Source organism: Streptomyces sp. NPDC088923, assembly GCF_044749745.1.
GTDB lineage: Bacteria > Actinomycetota > Actinomycetes > Streptomycetales > Streptomycetaceae > Streptomyces.
In genome coordinates this window covers 21,235-39,855 of record NZ_JBIVIO010000013.1, presented here as the reverse complement: position 1 = coordinate 39,855, position 18,621 = coordinate 21,235, and the positions used below count along the sequence as shown (strand labels likewise).

10 protein-coding genes are annotated in these 18,621 nt (G+C 72.7%); 3 read left to right on the top strand and 7 right to left on the bottom strand.

The genetic code is table 11. The features are described 5' to 3' along the window. Nucleotides 1-141: 141 nt before the first annotated feature. The 3 genes from ACIP4O_RS29975 to ACIP4O_RS29965 are packed head-to-tail and all read right to left on the bottom strand — an operon-like array spanning nucleotide 142 to nucleotide 7,245. Nucleotides 142-1,173, bottom strand: coding sequence for an ABC transporter ATP-binding protein (locus ACIP4O_RS29975; RefSeq protein WP_401579402.1), 1,032 nt, complete (start codon nucleotides 1,171-1,173; stop codon nucleotides 142-144). Then, nucleotides 1,173-3,905, bottom strand: coding sequence for an ABC transporter permease (locus ACIP4O_RS29970; protein WP_401579270.1), 2,733 nt, complete (start codon nucleotides 3,903-3,905; stop codon nucleotides 1,173-1,175). Before ACIP4O_RS29970 ends, ACIP4O_RS29975 begins: the two co-directional genes overlap by 1 nt. A gap of 1 nt (nucleotide 3,906) precedes the next feature. Next, the gene (locus ACIP4O_RS29965; RefSeq protein ID WP_401579269.1) at nucleotides 3,907-7,245 is read right to left on the bottom strand and encodes an FtsX-like permease family protein; all 3,339 of its coding nucleotides are present in this window, start codon (nucleotides 7,243-7,245) and stop codon (nucleotides 3,907-3,909) included. Nucleotides 7,246-7,549: 304 nt separating this feature from the next. On the opposite strand from ACIP4O_RS29965, the gene ACIP4O_RS29960 reads away from it, so the two are divergent. Continuing rightward, on the top strand, nucleotides 7,550-8,275 hold the full coding sequence (locus ACIP4O_RS29960; protein ID WP_401579267.1) for an ABC transporter ATP-binding protein: 726 nt from the start codon (nucleotides 7,550-7,552) through the stop codon (nucleotides 8,273-8,275). Between the two features lie 124 nt (nucleotides 8,276-8,399). Here ACIP4O_RS29960 and ACIP4O_RS29955 read toward each other — a convergent pair whose 3' ends face one another. The 3 genes from ACIP4O_RS29955 to ACIP4O_RS29945 form a co-directional block, all read right to left on the bottom strand. Further along, nucleotides 8,400-10,589 (bottom strand): discoidin domain-containing protein, encoded by a 2,190-nt coding sequence (locus ACIP4O_RS29955; RefSeq protein WP_401579265.1) that lies wholly within the window; start codon nucleotides 10,587-10,589, stop codon nucleotides 8,400-8,402. Between the two features lie 483 nt (nucleotides 10,590-11,072). After that, nucleotides 11,073-12,818: a discoidin domain-containing protein gene (locus tag ACIP4O_RS29950; protein ID WP_401579263.1), complete on the bottom strand. Its 1,746-nt coding sequence runs from the start codon at nucleotides 12,816-12,818 to the stop codon at nucleotides 11,073-11,075. Between the two features lie 166 nt (nucleotides 12,819-12,984). Next, nucleotides 12,985-14,061, bottom strand: a complete 1,077-nt coding sequence (locus ACIP4O_RS29945; RefSeq protein ID WP_361335032.1) for a DUF1996 domain-containing protein — start codon at nucleotides 14,059-14,061, stop codon at nucleotides 12,985-12,987. A gap of 370 nt (nucleotides 14,062-14,431) precedes the next feature. Here ACIP4O_RS29945 and ACIP4O_RS29940 point away from each other — a divergent pair, with 370 nt between their 5' ends. Together ACIP4O_RS29940 and katG are read left to right on the top strand one after the other, a co-directional pair. Next, nucleotides 14,432-15,490, top strand: a complete 1,059-nt coding sequence (locus tag ACIP4O_RS29940) for a LacI family DNA-binding transcriptional regulator (RefSeq protein WP_401579261.1) — start codon at nucleotides 14,432-14,434, stop codon at nucleotides 15,488-15,490. Between the two features lie 300 nt (nucleotides 15,491-15,790). Then, the gene (gene katG / locus ACIP4O_RS29935; protein WP_401579259.1) at nucleotides 15,791-18,007 is read left to right on the top strand and encodes a catalase/peroxidase HPI; all 2,217 of its coding nucleotides are present in this window, start codon (nucleotides 15,791-15,793) and stop codon (nucleotides 18,005-18,007) included. 46 nt (nucleotides 18,008-18,053) lie between these two features. Here the strand turns inward: katG and ACIP4O_RS29930 are convergent, their stop codons facing one another. Then, nucleotides 18,054-18,572 (bottom strand): DUF4232 domain-containing protein, encoded by a 519-nt coding sequence (locus tag ACIP4O_RS29930; RefSeq protein WP_401579257.1) that lies wholly within the window; start codon nucleotides 18,570-18,572, stop codon nucleotides 18,054-18,056. Nucleotides 18,573-18,621: the final 49 nt, after the last annotated feature.

Genomic DNA, 18,621 nt, shown 5'->3' with positions numbered 1-18,621 from the left:
CCGCTTACATGCACAGACAATACTTGCGCACGCGCTATAAAGGCAAGCGCGGGCAAGTGGGAGGGTTCGACGCGCGAAAGGGGCGGGGCCGGGGGAACTTCCCCCGGCCCCGCCCCTTTCGCGCGGCCCCGACCCGCCCGCTCAGCCCTCCTGGCCGCCCTCGCCCTTCGGGCCCTGCCCGCCCTCGCGGTTCTCCCCGCGCCGGTCCGGCCACACCCGGAGGTGATCGGGCTCCAGCTCCAGCATCGCCCGATCACGCAACCCCAGCGCCGAGGTGTAGTCGGGCGGCAGCTGAAGCCGCCCCGCCCGGTCGAGCGTCACGTACTCGTGCGCGGATACCGACTCCTGCCCGTCCGCGCCGATCTCCGTGTGGCGCAGCACCTCCGTGGACGTCCGCCCGTCGCGGATGGCGACCGTACGGTTCACCTCGTTCGCGACCTCCGCGTCGTGCGTGACGATCATGACCGTCATGCCGAGTTCCTCGTTCGCCCTGCGGAACGCCGCGAAGACCTGCGCACCCGTCGCCGAGTCCAGCTCCCCGGTCGGCTCGTCGGCAAGGAGCAGCGACGGCTCGTTCGCCAGCGCCACGGCGATGGCCACCCGCTGCTGCTGCCCACCGGACAACTGCGCGGGCAGCCGGTCCGCGCAGTCCCCCACCTCCAGCATCCGCAGCAACTCCTCCGCCCGCCGGGCCCGCTTCCCCCGCGTCGCGGCCCCCCGGCCGCCTCCGCTCAACTGCATCGGCAGCGCCACGTTCTGCGCCGCCGTCAGGAACGGCAACAGGTTCCGCGCGGTCTGCTGCCACACGAAGCCCACCACCTCGCGCCGGTAGCGCAGCCGGTCCTTGCGGCCCATCTGGAGGAGCGGGAAACCCCCCACCGTCGCCGAGCCCGCCGTCGGCTTGTCCAGCCCCGCCAGAATGTTCATGAGGGTCGACTTGCCGCTGCCCGAAGCCCCCACGAGCGCCATCAACTCGCCCTCGTACACAAGGAGATCAAGGCCCTGGAGCGCCTGCACCTCGACCCCGTCGGCACTGAAGACCCGCACCAGGCGGTCACAGGCCACGAGCGCGTCGTGCCCGTAGGCGCGCGTGTCGCGCCGCGCCGCGGCCCGCCGCTCCAGCTCGCTCAGACTCGGGACCGCACCGGCCCCGGCCCCGGTGGGCTCGCCCATCATGCGTCTCCTGCCCTGAGTTCAGTGATCATCTTCGTACGCCGCAGCCACCACGCCTGCCCCAGCGAGACCAGCGCCGCGAGAACCGCGATCCCCACCGCCGGCAGCGCCAGCACCCCCGCATCGGCGTGCAGGGAAGCCGTCACCCCCTCCGGGCCCCGCCCGTCGGTACTCGCGAACGCGAGCCGCTCCAGGTCGAGCACCGGAGCGAGCAAGCTGATCGCCCCCCAGCCGACCAGCGCCCCGCCACCGGCGGCGAGCACCGTCTGCGGCAAGGCGTCCAGCAGCGTGAGCGTCCGCGTCCCCCGGCGCGACAGCCCCAGCACCCGCAACCGCACGAGCAACGCCGTCCGCTCCGCCGCCCCCGCCTGCGCGTGCAGCAGCAGAGCGAGCAGCGCGTACCCGGCGGCGGCACCCACCGCCGCGGCGAACAACCGCGTGACGCCCTCCTGCAACGGCGAGTCCGCGTACGCGGCCCGCGCGTCCGCACGCAAGCGCACACGAGGCCGCGGCTCCGCCCCGTCCACGAGCTTCCGCAAAGCCTTCGCGTCCGGCTCGCCCGCCACCAGGAGATCCGTCGTGGGCCGCCGCTCCAGCGCAGCCCGGTCCATGAGGAGGAAATCGGCACCGCCGAGCGCGGGCGGCGCCTCGGCCACCCGCGTCACCCGCACCCGCACCCGGCCCGCGAGCGAGGAGACCTCGCGCGGCTTCGACCCGAAGACCTGCGCGACCCGCGCCGAGGCGACCACGTCCACGACCCCGCCCCGCTCCGCACGCGGCGGCACCGGCCCGGAACCGAGCCCCTGCGCCCGCAGGAAGGACCCGTACGAGGAGGGATCGACCGCCATCAGCGCGAGCGGCCGCGTACTCTGCGCTCCCGTCTCCACGGGCAACGCCACCGTCTGGTCGATCAGCACGGGCGCCACATCCTCCACCCCCGCGACCTTCCGCACCCCCTGCTCGACACCACGCGGCAACGCGGCCAGCGCCCCCGTCGCCGAGACCCGCGCGTCGGCCCCCGCCGTCACGAGCGCGGCCCGGTCCCGCGCCCCCGCGACGTCCGTGAGCACCGCCCCGCCGACCCCCGCTGTCGTCACCGCGATCAGCAGCACGAACAGCGGCAGCGTCCCACTCGGCGCCGCCCTCCCCGCCCGCGCGAAGAACAGGAAACCCGTCAGCCCCCGCGACCGGCCCGCACCCCGGGCGGCCCACCGCAACGGCAAGGGATAGCACCGCACCAGCACGAGAGCGGCGACCAGAGCGAGCAGCACGGGCACCGCCCCCGCCCCGCCACCACCGCGCCGCGACGCGAACAGCACGAGCAACGCCACCGCCACGACCGTCAACTCCGCGACCGTACGCCCCCGCCCTGCCCGCGCCGCGACAAGATCCTCCCGCTCCTGATGCACCCCCGCCGCACGGTGCGAGGCCAGCGCCCGCAACGGCAGCGCGAGGCAACCGAGCAGCGCGACACCCCCGGCGAGCAGCACCGAGGACCCCAGCGGCGCCGCCGGCTCCAGCGCCCACGCGCCGAGCAGCCCGAGCCCCGCCGCCGGCACGGCCGCCGCCGCCGACTCCGCCAGCAGCCGCCCCCCGAGCCCGGCGAGAGAAGCCCCCCGCGCCCGCAACAAAGCGAACTCCTCGCGCCGCCGCCCCGCCGACAGGCCCGCCGCCATCGCCACCGTCACCGCGGCGACCGCCCCCGCGCCGACCGCCGCCACCTTCACCACGGGCGACAGCGCCCGCGACAGCCCGCGATGCGCCTCGATCACCTCGTCCAGATCCGTCGAGACGACCGCGTGGGATTCCACCGCCTTCTTCACCCGCAGCAGATCGGGGCCGCCCTTCAGCGAACCGAGCGCCGCCGTGTAGCGCGGCAGCACCCCGGCCGTCAGCCCGTCCGTCCGCGGTGCCAGCCGCCAGTACGCCTCCGGTTGCCCCAGCGTGCCCAGCAGCGCGGCCCCCGCGGCGGGCGGCAGCAACAACCCGGCCCGCCAGTACTTCTGCGGCGGCCGCGCCGACGTGGCCGTCAGCGTCGGCGTACGCAACTGCGGCTCCGCCGACCACCACGCGCCCCGCGGATCGCGCGGCTCCACGATCCCCACGACCACGAAGGCGACCTCGGCGCCCTCGACAGGCACCACCCGCCCCACCTTGAGCTCCAGCGCCTTCGCCGTCGCGCCGGTCACCGCGACCTCGACCCGGCCCGCGTCCGGCGACACCGCGGTCTTCGCGCGCGGCCACCGCCCCGACGCCAGCCGCGCGTGCTCCTCCAGACCCGCCTGCGCCGCCGCGGTGAACCGCGGCAGCACCGCGTCGGGGCTCGGCAGGTCCTTGTCCGCCGCCTGAAGATCCTTGCTCGTCCGCACCCCGTACGAGGACTGCCCCGTATCCACCCGCACCGGCGCGGGCACCGTCTTCAGCAACGCCCGGTAGCCCGCCGCCACCCGGTCCGGGGCGAGCGTCTTCGCCCGCTCGCCGGGCGCCAGGTCCGGCCGTATCAGCCCGACGTCCACCACCGCACGCCGGGCGGATGCCTCCGCCACCGCGCGCCGCGCCGCCCGGTCCTCATTCGCCTGCACCGCGCGCGGGAAGTACGCCGCCAGGAACGCCGTCAGCAGCACGAGCGCCGCGAAGGCCGACCAGGCCCCCCGCGCCGTACGCAAGCGGGTCCGCGTCCACGGGGCGGGCACCCCTCGGGCCCGCCCGGCACGCTCCACAGCCGATGTCACGTCAGTCCTCCAGCCGGCGGAGCGCGTCCGCGATCCGGGTACGGCGCCTCGACAACACCGCGACCGCGAGCAGGGGCAGCGCCGCGACCCCCACGAGCAGCAGCAGCGCCCGCCCCCACGGCATCTCCACGAGCACCCCGGGCACCGGCCGCGCCGCGCGCGCCGTCAGCACCGTCAACGGCACCAGCCACCGGCTCAGCACGACCCCCAGCGCCAGACCCGCGCCCAGCCCGACCCCCACGAGCAGCACCTGCTCCCAGAAGGTCTGCCGGGTCAGCCTCCGGCCCGAGATCCCGAGCGCGCGCAACACCGCGTGCTCCGAGCGCCGTTCCCGCAGCGACCCCATCGCCCCCGCCGTGAACCCCACGGCCGCGATCGCCGCGGCCGCGAGCGCCGCGGCGAACAACGCCGTACGCGGCGCCGCGCCCAAGGGGTCACCGACCAGCGTCCGCCGCACCTCGTCCCGTACGAGCACGTCCGCGGGATCACTGTCGGGACGCTCCCGCAACCGCGCGGCCACCGCGGCGGAACGCCCCTTCGCCGTGCTCAGCCACCACTCGGTCGGCGCGAGCGGCCCCGCGCCCGCCCCTGTGAGCACCGCGTTCAGCGTCGGCAGATCCATGAGCAGGGCGGCGTCCGCGTCGTCCCCACCCGCACCATCGTCCTCCTCGCCCGCACCGGAACCGGAGTCCTGACCGGACGCGTCGGCCGCCGCCGCGGCCTCCTCCCCGGTCGTCGGCACATGAGCGACCGTGCCCACGACCTCGACCCGCACCTCCGTACCCTCCACGGGCACCGTCAGCGTCTGCCCCCGCTTCGCGTGCGCCGTCCTCAGGAAGGCGTCCGAGGCGAGCGCGGGTACCGCCGCGGGGGCCTTCGCGGTGCCCGCCCACACGTCCAGATTCACGCCCGTACCCGAGGACGACACCCACGACGACCCGCCCGGCGAGGTCAGGTGCGCCGTCACGGAGAGCGGCTCGTCCGCCGCCGCCTCGGGGCGCAAGGGCACCGCACGCCCGGGCGTCAGCTCCACCACCGGTGTACTCGTGCCGTGCCATCGCAAGCCCTCCGGCACCGCCACCGCGCGCCCGGCCCCGCCGCCCGTACCCGTCAGCGCGCCGACCCGCTCGACACCCAGCCGCACCCGCGCGTCGAGCCCCGGCGGCAGCTCACCCGACACCCGCAGCCCGCTCAGCCACACCCGCCCGCGCGGCACCTCCCGACCCTCCGGCGCCAGATCCACCGTCTGCGTGCGCACCGCGCCACCCCCACCGAGCCGCCCCGCCGACAGGACGTACGGCTGCCCCTGCGCGTCCCTGACCGTCACGGTGAGCGCCGGGGCGAACTCCTTCGGCGCCCTGCCCGTACGGGAGTCCTCCCAGCGCACCCGCAGCGCGAGCTTCCGCGTCCCGGCGGGCAGTTCGAGACCTGTCCGCGCCCCGTCCGAGGCAGCGCGCAGTCCCCGCAGCGCGCCCTCGCCGGGCGCGAGGTCGGCGCGGAACAGCAGGTCGTCCCTCGCGCGCGCCGTGTCCAGCGCGAGCACCGTCGCCGTGCCCCCCTGCGGCAGGTCCACGGACGCCCGGTGCCCCGGGGCCACCGCCCGCACGCCCGGCAACGCCCCGTACGTACCCGCGTCACCCGCGAGCCCCGACGTCGGGTCGAGCACCCGCACCCCGGCCCCCGAACGGAAGTCCGCCTGATCGTCCTGCGCCCTGGCCCACGAAGCGCTCTGCGCCACCGTCAGGAGCGTCATCGCGACCGCCAGGACCAGCAGCAGCACGGGACCGGCGCCCCGCTGCGGACGCCGGCTGAACTGCCAGGCCACGAGCGCCCCCGGCAGACCCCGGCCGCGCGCGGCGAGCCGCTCCCCGAGCCGCGCGGCGAGCGGCACCAGGCGCAGCACGAGCACCGTGCCCGCGAGCAGCGCGAGCGCCGGAGCCACCACGAGCAGCCAGTCGGGGCCCGCCCCGCCGTCCTCGCGCGGCCCCTGCCCCGCGAGCTGCCAGAACGCCAGCCCGGCCGCCACCAGCAGCCCCAGATCGGCGCCCGCCCGCAAGAACCCCGGCAACGCCCCGGCCCGTACCCGCCCGGCCCCGTTCCCGGCGGCGAGCGCGCCCGTCAGCACCACCCCGCACACCACGGCGAAACCCACCGACACCAGCCACACCAGCGGCGTCGCCCCGTACGCGAGCCGCAGCCCGCTGTCCGCGAGCGAGGACCGCTCGACGAGCACCCGCGCCAGGGGCCCCGCGAGCAACGGCGCCACCACGAGCGCGGGCACCACGACAGCCAGCGCCTCCGCACCGGCGAGGCCCGCCACCCGCGCCCGCGAAGCGCCCCGGTGCCGCAACAGAGCGGTGTGCCCCGCCCGCTCGGCGGACAGCAACTGCGCGACGAGGGCCAGGGCACACAGCGCGAGCAGCACGAGCTGGACCGCGACGATCAGCAGCGTCGAGCGGTAGACGCCGAGCGTCGTCGCGAAGCTGTCGAGCAACGCCGGTACCCCGTCGCGCACCTGCGCGCTCCCGCCGAGCGCCGCCTCGGTACGCAACCGCTCGGCGCCCGCGACGGACGCGCGCCGCAGCGCCCCCGTGTCCCCGGTCCGCACCCCCCGCGTGTCCGCGACCGCCACCCACGACGACGTCCCCGCCGCGAGCCGCCCCGAGGCCGCCACCTCCGCACTCACCGCGAGCGGCCCGTACGTCGTGAACGAGACCGTGCGCGCCCCGCGCCCGCGCAGCGGATCGGCCTGCCAGTACGGGTCCGTGGTGTCCGCCGGGCGGTACACCCCGGTCACCCGCACCGCGAGCTTCTTCCCCGCCGCCCGGTCGGTCACGTCGAACTCGGCGCCGGGCACGACGTCCCACTGCCGCGCGACCCGTTGCGGCAGCGCCACGGGAAGTGGCCCCGACGTCGCGGTACCGCGCGGCAGCGTCCCCGCCACCACCCGCACCCGCGAGGCGTCGAGCGCCGCGAACTGCGTCAGGTCCGGCTTGCCGCCCGGTGCGGCGCGCCCGCCGAGCCCCGTGGGCAGCGCGTACGTACCGGACTGCGTGAAAGCCCGCACGGTCACGGGGAGCCCGTCGAAACCCGCCGCGGCCTCCCGGCGCACCACGCGGTCCGCGGCCTCCCGCTGTCCGGCGGGGACCTCCGCGCTCACCACGAGAGTCGTCCCCGCATCCCCCTGGTCACCGAGCGCGTGACGCAGTGCCGCGTCACCGACCGACTGGGCGAAGAGCGCGAGCGTCGCGAGCAGCGTCGTCGCGAGCAGCACCACGACGAGCGAGGCACCCATGAGGACCCGGTGCGCGCGCAGGCGCAGCAGTACGAAGAGCGTCAACCTTTTCCCGCCCCCGGGGTGAAAAGAGAAAAATGGCCACCGAACGGGGACCGCGACCCGCAAACTATCCGGTCACCTCACCCGCACTGAAGGGCCTCGGGGCAAAGCTTCACGCGATTGTGACCGCCCCGGCCTTCCCTCGCTCCCCACCGCCCGTACCGACCCACCTCCGAAAACCCCCGCTGCTACCATCGCCCCGCCCGGCGGGTACGACACCACCGCCGCCCGCGCACACCACGAGCACCCGCACCTCAAGAGCACCCGCACCATCACCACTCGCGCACCACCGCCGCAGGGGGACACCATGCCGGAGAACGAGACCACCGCCCCCACCACCCCGATGGTCCGCGTCGAGAACCTCCACCGCTCCTACGGCAGCGGCGAGAACACCGTCCACGCCCTGCGCGGCGTGAGCTTCGACCTTCCGCGCGGCGAACTCATCGCCCTGCGAGGCCGCTCGGGCTCCGGCAAGACGACCCTCCTCAACCTCGTCGGCGGACTCGACACCCCCGGCTCGGGCCGCGTCCTCATCGACGACACCGACCTCTCCGCCCTCGACGAGAACGGCCTGCTCGCCCTGCGCCGCGAACGCGTCGGCTTCGTCTTCCAGACCTTCGGCCTCGTCCCGATCCTCTCCGCCGCCGAGAACATCGAGGTCCCCCTGCGCCTGCGCAAGGTCTCCCGCGCCGAACGGGAGGAACGCGTCTCGATACTCCTCTCCCTCGTCGGCCTCGGCGACCACGCGGGCCAGCGCCCCGGCGAACTCTCCGGCGGCCAGCGCCAGCGCGTCTCCATCGCCCGCGCCCTCGCCAACCGCCCCTCCCTCCTCATCGCAGACGAACCCACCGGCCAGCTGGACGCCGACACCGGACTGGCCGTCATGGAACTCCTGCGCGCCGTCGTCCGCAGCGAACACGTCACCGCCCTCGTCGCCACCCACGACACCCAGCTCCTCGCCCTCGCCGACCGCGTCCTCCACCTCGCCGACGGCGTCACCAGCTGGCAGGACGACACCCTCCCCGTCGCCTGACCGCGTACGCGACGAGGCGGCCGGACGGCCGGGCCGCGCACGCGACGAAGCGGCCGGCCCCCGAAGGGACCGGCCGCCTCACTCACCTTCACTCACCGAGCCCCCGACAGCGGGGCCGGCCCCGCTACGGGAACGACGTGACCGTCGACGGAACCGTCGAGGTCCCGCTCGTCGCGCCACCCGTGTTGTTGATGACGTGGTTGTACTGACCCATCCCGCCGAGCGAGACCACCAGCAGGTCGTGGAACTTCACGCCCGGCTTCACCGGGGCCTGGAAGCCGTGATCCTGCTTGATGCCCGGATCGGCGGTGTAGTTGCAGTAACTGCCGAGCCCCCAGCCCTCGTGCGTCGTCACCGAGTCCGCGACCTTGTACGCCGCGTACCCCTTGGTCGAACCGTTCTGGATCGCCGCCTGGTTCGGCGCGTCGTACGCCTTCTCGTTCTGGAAGAAGATCGTGCGCCCGCGCTCACCGTTCCACTGCACGTCGTACTTGTTGAAGTGCTCGACGAACAGACCCGTCGCGAGCACGTCGTTGCCGTTGACGGTCAGCCCGTAGTCGGCGCGGTTGGTCTCCCAGCCCACACCGGCCCCGTGGTCGGCCCGCCAGATCCACGTGTGGTCGATGATCGTGTCATCGCTGTTGACGACGAACGCCGTCGTGACCTTCCCCGGACCCGCGCCACCGACCCGCGCGAACACGTCCTGGACCGAGGTCGGGTTCGCCGCGTGGTCCACGTGCGAGCCCGCCGTGCCGACCTCCAGGAGCGAGGGCGAGTTGACCGCGCCCGCGTCAAGGAGGAGACCCGCGAGCTTCACGCCGTCCACGTCGGCGACCTTCAGCGCCGTGACCCCGTTGTCCGGGATCAGCGTCGCGTACCCGAGACCGAGCACCACCGTGTTCGCCCGGTTGACGTTCACCGTCTTGTTCAGGTGGTAGATGCCCGGCGTGAACAGCAGGTTGAGGCCCTGGTCGAGCGCCTGGTTCAGGGTGTCGGCCGACACCCCCGGCTTCGCCACGTAGAACTGGTTCAGCGGCACCGACTGCCCCTGCGGCGTGCCGTTCCAGGAGACACCGCGCGCGTTCTCCCGCTTCGCGGGGACGAACACCTTGTAGTCGTTCCCGTCGAGGTAGAGGAACGGCTTCTCACGCGAGACGGGCGTGTTGTTCAGCGTCGTGTACGGCGGGTTCGGGAAGGACTGCGCGGGCGCGCCCTCCACCCCGGAGAACACCATGTTCCACACGGCGTTGCTCCAGCCGCCGACCGTGCTGTCACGCGTGTACCACTGCTGCTGCGAGTACGGGCCGACGGTCCCGTCGATCTTGCTGTCCGCGATGTACCCGCCGCTCGCCCAGCCGTAGCCGGCCGGCGCCAGGTTCAGCCCGCCCTTGATGTGCATCCGGCGGAACGGAGCGGCCTGCGCGACGGCCCAGCGGTCGTCCCCGCTCACCGGCTTGATCGCCAGGTTCTCCGCCGAACGCCAGAAGTTCTGCGTCGCGTTGCCGTTGAACCAGCCCGCGTCGACCGTCACGTCACCGTTGAAGTTCGTGTCGTCCGGCTTCAGGCCGAGCCCCGAGATCGACGTGTAGAACCCGAGCTGCACGTTCAGGTTGTTGTACGTGCCCGGCTTGAACAGCAGCTGGTAGCGCCCGTCGCCGAACTGCGCCGACTCCTGCTGCTGAAAGATCGAGTCGACCTGCCCCTGGATGTTCGGCGTCGAGGGATCGAAGACCTTCACGTTCGGGCCGAGGTCCCCACCGCCGGTGATCGGGCCGCCGGGGTTCGAACCGCCCCCGGTGGTGCCGTACACCTGGAACTCCCACAGCGAGTAGCCGTACTGCGTGGCCCGCTGCGTCCCGTAGACCCGCACATAGCGCGCGTCACCGCTGATGTTCAGCGTCTCGGTGCCGCCGTTGCCGCTCGTCGTCGAGTACTTCGAGGTCCAGTTCTGGTTGTCGGGGGAGAACTCCACGCGGTAGGACTTCGCGTACGCCGTCTCCCAGCGCAGCACGACCTGGCTCACCGAGGCCGTCGCACCGAGGTCCACGGTGATCCACTGCGGATCGGAGGCCGCGCTCGACCAGCGCGTGCCGTTGTCACCGTCCACGGCGTTGACCGCCGGGGTCCCGTAGTTCTCCTGGCTGGAGGCGGTGACGTTCTTGTTCTGCGAGAGCAGCACGGGCGCCGCGTGCGCGGCCGTCGCCGGCACAAGAGCCAGCAGGGCGGCGGCGAGGGCCAGTACGACAACTCCCACGAGGGTTCTTCGAGGCGGTCGGGTGCCACGAACGGCTCCCGGACTCAGGGACACAGCCATGTCGGTCTCCTGGGCATGAGTCACCGCGGGCACACGGGTGCCGACGCGGTGGTGCACAAACAGTGCGGGTGGGAAGAGAGCGCGAAGTTCGGCGCTCTCCGGAGATCGTTCTCCCACCCCCTGGATAGCGTCAAGAGTTGTGCACAAGGTCCCTTCACTTGGGCGTTACATCCCCTGCACCGACCGGCGGAAAAACCCTGGATAACACTTTCTCCACGCCGACTTGGGGAGATTTTCCAGCCAGGTGACACTTCAGGAGGTGGCGAGAATCGATCGCTCGCTGGCCAGTTGTGGCCAAGAAGTGAAGGGACGCAGCGCATGCGTAAGGCGGGTACGTCGGACCGTCACCCGGCCCTTCGCACCCGCCCACGCACCGGACGGCAGCGGGGAGACCCGCCCGGTGCCACGCCACCGCCTCAGCGGCGCGCTTCACTCACCGGTACGGGACCGGACGACGATCCCGTACCTCCCACTGAGGCCCTCTCAGCCCCCGTACACCCCGAACTCGTGCAGCGAGTACCCGTATCCCGTCCCGCGCTGCGTCCCGTTCACCCGCACGTAGCGGGCCGTCGCGCTCACGTCGAAGTCGTCGATCCCGCCGTTGCCCGCGGTCTCCTCGTGCACGGTCCGCCAGTCGCTCCCGTTGTCCGAGACCTGGATCGTGTACGCCTTCGCGTACGCCGACTCCCAGTCGAGCTGGACGTGCCGGATCGCCTTCGCCGCGCCCAGGTCGACCCGGAGCCACTGCGGATCGCTCCAGTCGCTCGCCCAGCGGCTGGACGCGTCACCGTCGACCGCCTTGTCGGGCCCGCACGGGCATCCGCCCGTCGGGTCCGACTGGAACGAGGACGCCGTCGCGGTCTTGCCGCGCGCGAGGTTCGTCCCCGTCACCGGCGGCGCCACGACCTTGAGCGACGTCGTGCCGACGCCCACGTTGCCCTTGCCGTCCTTGACCTTCACGTACAGCTTCCACGCGCCCGTCCGGTCCGGCGCGGTCACCTGCAGCTTCCCGCCACCGAGGTTCTTCGCGTCGATCGTGGTGAGCGCGGAGGCGTTGTCGATGTACTTCGACCCCACCTGCACCTCGTAGCTCAGCGCGTCACCGTCCGGGTCGCTCGCCGGCACCGTGACGGTCAGCGGCTTGCCCGCCGCCACCGCCGAGGTCCCGCCCTCGACCTGGAGCGCGTCCACCTTCGGCGGCTTGTTGTCGTTCGCCGTCGACTTCCCGTACGCCTCCTTCACCGCGTAGTACGAGGGCCGCTTCTCCCCGGCGGGCAGCAGGTTGAACCAGATCCCGCCGAAGTCGTACTCCGTCCCGTAGTGGAACATCGTCGAACCGAGCGCGACCCCCTTGTGGTCCGTGATGCACTGCCACGCCCGCGTGTATCCCGCGGCCTTCGCCGCGTCGTCCGGTTCCTTGGGCACGCCGTTCGCGTCGTCCGGCACCTCCCACTCACCGGCCGGGCCTGTCTCGGTGATGATGTACGGCTTGTTGTAACCGCCCTGCTGCCAGGCGCTCTTGACCCCGCAGACATCCTGGTAGGCGTTGACCGCGTACAGGTCCAGCGCCGGGGTGTTCTTCTTGAAGTACGGCCAGGCGCCCGTCCACGCGTCCGTGGAAGTGACCGGGTGGTTGGGGTCGACGGCCTTGATCTTCACGGCCAGCTCGTTGACGAACGACGTGTACGCGTCGCGCTGCTTCTCCAACTCGTCGCCGCTGTAGCAGTTCTGGAGCCCCAGCACCGATTCGTTGCCGACGTCCCACATGAGCACGCCGGGGTTGTTCTTGTAGGTGTCCACCCACTTCGGGAACTCGGCGAGCATGTTGTTCTTGTACGTGGTGTCGGTCAGGTAGTTGACACAGCCACCGGCGCCGGGACCGCCGCCCGGCTGGAGCCAGAAGCCGGCCACGACCCGGATGCCGTTCGCCGCCGCCGCGTCGAAGAGCGGCTTGCTGCTGGCGTCCGTGCCCCAGGTCCTGATGGTGTTCACCCCCATCGAGGCCACGTCGGGCAGGTAGCGGGATGCGTCGGTGGGCGAGGGGCCCCACGTGAGGCCCTTGACGGTGTACGGCTGCCCGTTGACGGTCAGCTGCCAGTTCCCCTGGGAACCGGTGACCTTCACGACGTCACCGGCCGCGTGCGCGGCGGGGGCCGGCAGGGCGAGGGCCGCGCCGGCGAGGGCGGCGGCCACCGCGAGCGGGGCGCGGGTGCGGGTGATTCTGCGCATGGGAGAGCAGGCTCCTTCCGGAGTCCATGGGTGGGGGAGTGGGGGGAACACGGAGTGGGGGCCGGGTACTGGTGGTGCGTACGGGCCGGAGCGGCGCGTACGCGGACGATGGCGCGGTGCCGGGGCGGCCCCCTGTATGTGCACCACCCCGGCACCGCGCCCCGGATCAGCTCGGCAACTCGTAGTTCTCGTCGAGTGCCGCGCCCGCCTCCGGGTGCGTCTGGTCGTAGCCCCTGGGGTCGCACTGGAGGCCACCGACGATGCAGTGATCGACCATCGCCTTGAGCGTCGCGTCGTCCCACGCGTTGAAGAAGTCGTAGTGGAACGTGTGCGCCGCGCCGCTGGCGAGCCGCAGATCGGACGTGTCACCGTTGACCGGCCACGCCATCTTGAACTCGATCATCGGCAGCGCCACCGGGTGGTCCGCCGGGCACACGTTGTCGTTCGTGCCCGCCTTCACCACCGGATAGGCCATGTGACTCGTGTGGTTGGGCGTGTCCAGGTACTTCCCGTCCCAGCAACTGGGCGCCTGGAAACGGATGTTGAGCTGGACGTCCTGACCGGTCGGGCACGAGGCGGGGAACTCCGTGTTGAAGTAGCTCTCCCCGCACTCCCAGCCCTCGACGAAGCCCTTGTGGTGGCGGAACTCGTCCGCGCTCTGCATCGGGCTGCCGACCAGGAAGCGCAGCCCCTTCGGGAAGGGCCGCACGCTGGTGTAGTCGGTCACTCCCGCCTTGTAGTAGATGGTCTGGACGTCCACCGGCAGGATCTTCTTGTCGCCCTTGTAGAGCGAGGGCATCCAGTACCCGGACTTGTCGCCCGGCGCCACGCACGTGGTGCCGTTCGCCGCGTCCATCGACGCGCTCGTGGAGTTGCCGTCCGTGGAGACGTTCCCCATGAACGTGTGATCGTGCGAGGCGCCCGGCTGACCGGGGAAGACGATCGGGTCGTCCGGCGCGGTGTGCGTCACCGAACAGTGCGCCTGGAACTCGTGGAAGTAGCGGTGCGGGGGATTGGCCTGCGAGGGCTCGGCGTTGACCGGGGGGTTGGCCGGGATGTAGCCGTCACCGTCCGGGTCGTCACCGAAGGCCCGGGGAGCGGCCTGCGCGTGATTCATCCCGGCGTGCGACGAGGTGGAGGCGGCGGCCTGCGAGGCCGGGGCCGAAGCGGAGGACTGGTCGCCGGCGTACGCCTGCGGAAGGACCAGCCCCACTGTCGCGGCGAGCAGCCCCGCCGTGATCATCAGTCCCGACCCGTAGGCCGATCTGCGGAAACGCGATCTCCTCGACATGCGGAGACCTCCTGTTGTCCGTGGGGGTGTGGAGGAGGAGCGCGCCCCCGCCCGTCCCTGTTCCGCCCCGTCGTCAGGGGCCGGGCGGAACAGGGCGACGGGAGTGAGAGAGCGCTCTCCCAACGGGAGTGTTCCGCCGTCGTCGAAGGCATGTCAAGAGAAGGTGAACGCCATGTTTCCGTGATGTCGCCACCTCTTTGGCCGTCCCCGCAAGGGAAGTTGGGGGCACGGCCGCCTCCCGCCGCCCCGCCGGGGCAGGGTTTTGGCGCCGGTTCGGCCGAGGCGGGAAGAGAGCGCTCTCCCAGGGTTTACGCTGCTTCCCATGAGCAGAGAGCCGCAGACTCGCGGCCGGGCCGCGACCCTGGAGGACGTCGCCCGCGTCGCCGGGGTGTCCCGGGCCACCGTCTCGCGCGTCGTCAACGGCGTGCGCAATGTCGACCCCGGCATCCAGAGCGCGGTCCGCGAGGCGATCACCGCCACCGGCTACACCCCCAACCGCGCCGCCCGTTCTCTCGTCACCCGCAAGGCCGGGACGGTCGCCCTCGTCGTCTCGGGCGCGGGTGACGAGGGCGAGGACACGGACCCCGGCTTCGCCGCCCGCGTCTTCGCCGACCCCTTCTTCGGCCGCGCGGTGAGCGGCATCATCGGCTATCTGCGCCCCCACTCGCTCCACCCCGTCCTCCTCTTCGCCGAGACCGAGGCGGCCCGCACCGAGGCGATCGCCTACCTTCGTCAGGGCAGCGCCGACGGCGCCCTCGTCGTCACCACCCACCCGGCCGATCCGCTCCCCGCCCGCATCGCCGACACCGGCGTCCCCGCGGTCCTCTTCGCCCGCCCCGCGCTGCCCGTCCCGCTCAGCTACGTGGACCTGGCCCACCGCGACGGCGCGGCACTCGCCGCCGCCCACCTCCTCGCACGCGGTCGCCGCACCATCGCGACCATCACCGGGCCCCTCGACGTCCTCGCCGGGCAGGAGCGCTTCACCGGCTTCCGCGAGGCGATGGCCCGCCACGGCCACGCCTGGGTCCCGTACGCCGAAGGCGGCTTCACCTTCGCCAGCGGCGAGACGGCGATGCGCCGCCTCCTCGACGCGCACCCCGACCTCGACGGCGTCTTCGCCGCCAACGACCTCATGGCGCAGGGCGCCTGCCAGGTCCTGCGCGAACATGGCAGACGCGTCCCCGCCGACGTCTCCGTCGTCGGCTTCGACGACAGCCCCGCCGCGGTCACCGCCCACCCGCCCCTGACGACGATCCGCCAGCCCGTCGAGGAGATGGCCGCCGAGATGGCCCGCCTTCTGCACACCCACATCGAGAGCGGTGAGGCGGAACCCGTCGCGGTGGTCTTCGACCCGGAACTCGTGATCCGCGCCTCGTCCTGATCCGCGCCAGGTCCTGATCCGTGCCTCGTCCCGATCCGCGCCGCCTGATCCGTGTCCCGTTTTGGGCCGCCCGGTCCTCCCTTGACCCGCCTCGTCCCGACCCGCACACGCGCCCGGCCTGTCATGCACCGGGTAGGTTTTTTCTTGACTTGGACAAAGTCCATCGTAGGATCGGTTCCGGTACGAGTCGGGACGCGGTGCGGAAGCCGCGCGGGCAGGGCCCCACCACACCCTGCCCCCGCACGCCCCCACGCACTCCGGCACGTGCTCAAGGAACCGCACAGGTCCGGAAGGATGTCCATGACCGAGAACCACGACGCCATCGTCACCGACCCGAAGACCGAGGAGTCCGGCGGCTGCCCGGTCGTGCACACCGCCCGCGCACCCCATCCCACCCAGGGCGGCGGCAACCGGCAGTGGTGGCCGGAACGGCTCAACCTGAAGATCCTGGCGAAGAACCCCCCGGTCGCGAACCCGCTCGGCGACGCATTCGACTACGCCGCGGCGTTCCAGTCCCTCGACCTCCCCACCGTCAAGCGCGACATCGAAGAGGTCCTCACCACCTCGCAGGACTGGTGGCCCGCCGACTTCGGCCACTACGGCCCCCTCATCATCCGCATGGCCTGGCACAGCGCCGGTACGTACCGCATCAGCGACGGCCGCGGCGGCGCCGGCGCGGGCCAGCAGCGCTTCGCCCCGCTCAACAGCTGGCCGGACAACGTCAATCTCGACAAGGCCCGCCGCCTGCTGTGGCCGGTGAAGAAGAAGTACGGCCAGAGCCTCTCCTGGGCGGACCTCCTCATCCTCGCCGGAAACGTCGCCCTGGAGTCCATGGGCTTCGAGACCTTCGGCTTCGCCGGCGGCCGTGAGGACGTCTGGGAGCCCGAGGACGACGTCTACTGGGGCCCGGAGACCACCTGGCTCGGCGACGAGCGCTACACCGGCGACCGCCGGCTCGAAGAGCCCCTCGGCGCCGTCCAGATGGGCCTCATCTACGTCAACCCCGAAGGCCCCAACGGCAATCCGGACCCGCTCGCCGCGGCCCGCGACATCCGCGAGACCTTCCGCCGGATGGCGATGAACGACGAGGAGACCGTCGCGCTCATCGCGGGCGGCCACACCTTCGGCAAGACCCACGGCGCCGGACCCTCCGAGAGCGTGGGTGACGACCCCGAGGCCGCCCCGCTGGAGGACCAGGGCCTCGGCTGGCGCAACACCTTCCGCAGCGGCAAGGGCGCCGACGCCATCACCTCGGGCCTCGAAGTCACCTGGACCACCACCCCCACGCAGTGGGGCAACGGCTTCTTCGACAACCTCTTCGGCTACGAGTGGGAGCTGACGAAGAGCCCCGCCGGCGCCCACCAGTGGAAGCCGAAGGACGGCGCGGGCGAGGGCACCGTCCCCGCTGCCCACGACCCGGCGAAGAAGATCGCGCCGAACATGCTCACCACCGACATCGCCCTGCGCGTCGACCCGGTCTACGAGCCGATCTCCCGCCGTTTCCACGAGGACCCGGCAGCGTTCGCCGACGCCTTCGCCCGCGCCTGGTACAAGCTCACCCACCGCGACATGGGCCCCAAGTCCCTCTACCTCGGCCCCGAGGTGCCCGCCGAGACCCTTCTGTGGCAGGACCCGCTGCCCGCCGCCGAGGGCGCCCCGCTCACCGCGGCCGCCATCGCGACGCTCAAGGAGAAGGTCCTCGCCTCCGGTCTCTCCGTCGCCGACCTCGTCTTCACCGCCTGGGCCTCCGCCTCCACCTTCCGCGGCAGCGACAAGCGCGGCGGCGCCAACGGCGCCCGTATCCGCCTCGCCCCGCAGCGCGACTGGGAGGCCAACGACCCCGAGCGTCTCGCGAACGTCCTGACCGGCCTGGAAGCGATCCAGCGCGACTTCGCCGCGACCGGCGGCCACGTCTCGCTGGCCGACCTCATCGTCCTGGCCGGCACGGCGGCCGTGGAGAAGGCCGCGGCCGACGGCGGCCACGCCGTCGAGGTCGCCTTCACCCCGGGCCGCGTCGACGCGACCGAGGAGCACACCGACGCCGACTCGTTCGCGGCGCTGGAACCGGTGGCGGACGGCTTCCGCAACTACACCGGCAAGGCGGCCCGGCTCCCCGCGGAGTACCTCCTCGTGGACCGCGCCAACCTCCTGACGCTCTCCGCCCCCGAGATGACGGTCCTCATCGGTGGCCTGCGCGTCCTCGGCGCGAACACGGGCGGCTCGACGGCGGGCGTCCTCACCGCCCGTCCCGGGGTCTTGACGAACGACTTCTTCGTCAACCTCCTGGACGCCTCCTGGCGCCCCGCCGCCGACGGCAGCGGCTCCTACGAGGCCACCGGCGCCGACGGCGAGGTCGTCTGGACCGGCACCCGCGCGGATCTCGTCTTCGGCTCGAACTCGGAGCTGCGTGCCCTCGCCGAGGTCTACGCGAGCGACGACGCGGCCGCCAAGTTCACTACGGACTTCGCCGCGGCCTGGTCGAAGGTCATGGACCTCGACCGCTTCGACGTCGCCTGATCCCACCGCGCGAAAGGCCCCGGGGCAATGCCCCGGGGCCTTTGCCTCATCCCGCCCGAACCGGCCCGACGAGCGTCCCGCGCGCCACCTTCAGCTTCCCGCCCGCGAACGAGGTCCCCGGGATCTTCCCGCCCGGCGTCCGCAGCGTGAACCCGACCTCGTCGGCCGGGACCTGACGGGCGTCTGCCGGCACCTGGACGTCGAAGTGCACCGGGTGCCCGTACTTGAGCACCACCTTGTGCCCCTGCTTCCCGTACCGCCCCGCACGGACCCCGCTGTCCTTCCCGTGGCGCGAGAACCGCACGTCGACGGGCGAACCGGCCAGGGCGCAGGCCTCGTACCCGCGCGGCGCGGTGAGCGTCACCCGATAGTGGTGGTGGCCCGCGCTGTGCGGCGCCTCGGTGATCTTCGCCCGGTGGTTGGCGGGCCGGCAGGCGGAGGGCTTGCCCCCGTGGTGGCCCCCCGCATCCGGAGCGGCCGAGGCGGGCACCGTCGCGGCGAGCCCGGAGGCGACCACCCCGACAGCCAGAGCGACGGCGGTCTTGCGCAGACGCATGAGTCCCATGAGTGTTCTCGGTTCAGTAGATCGAGTAAGAACACCCGATGCCTGCCCC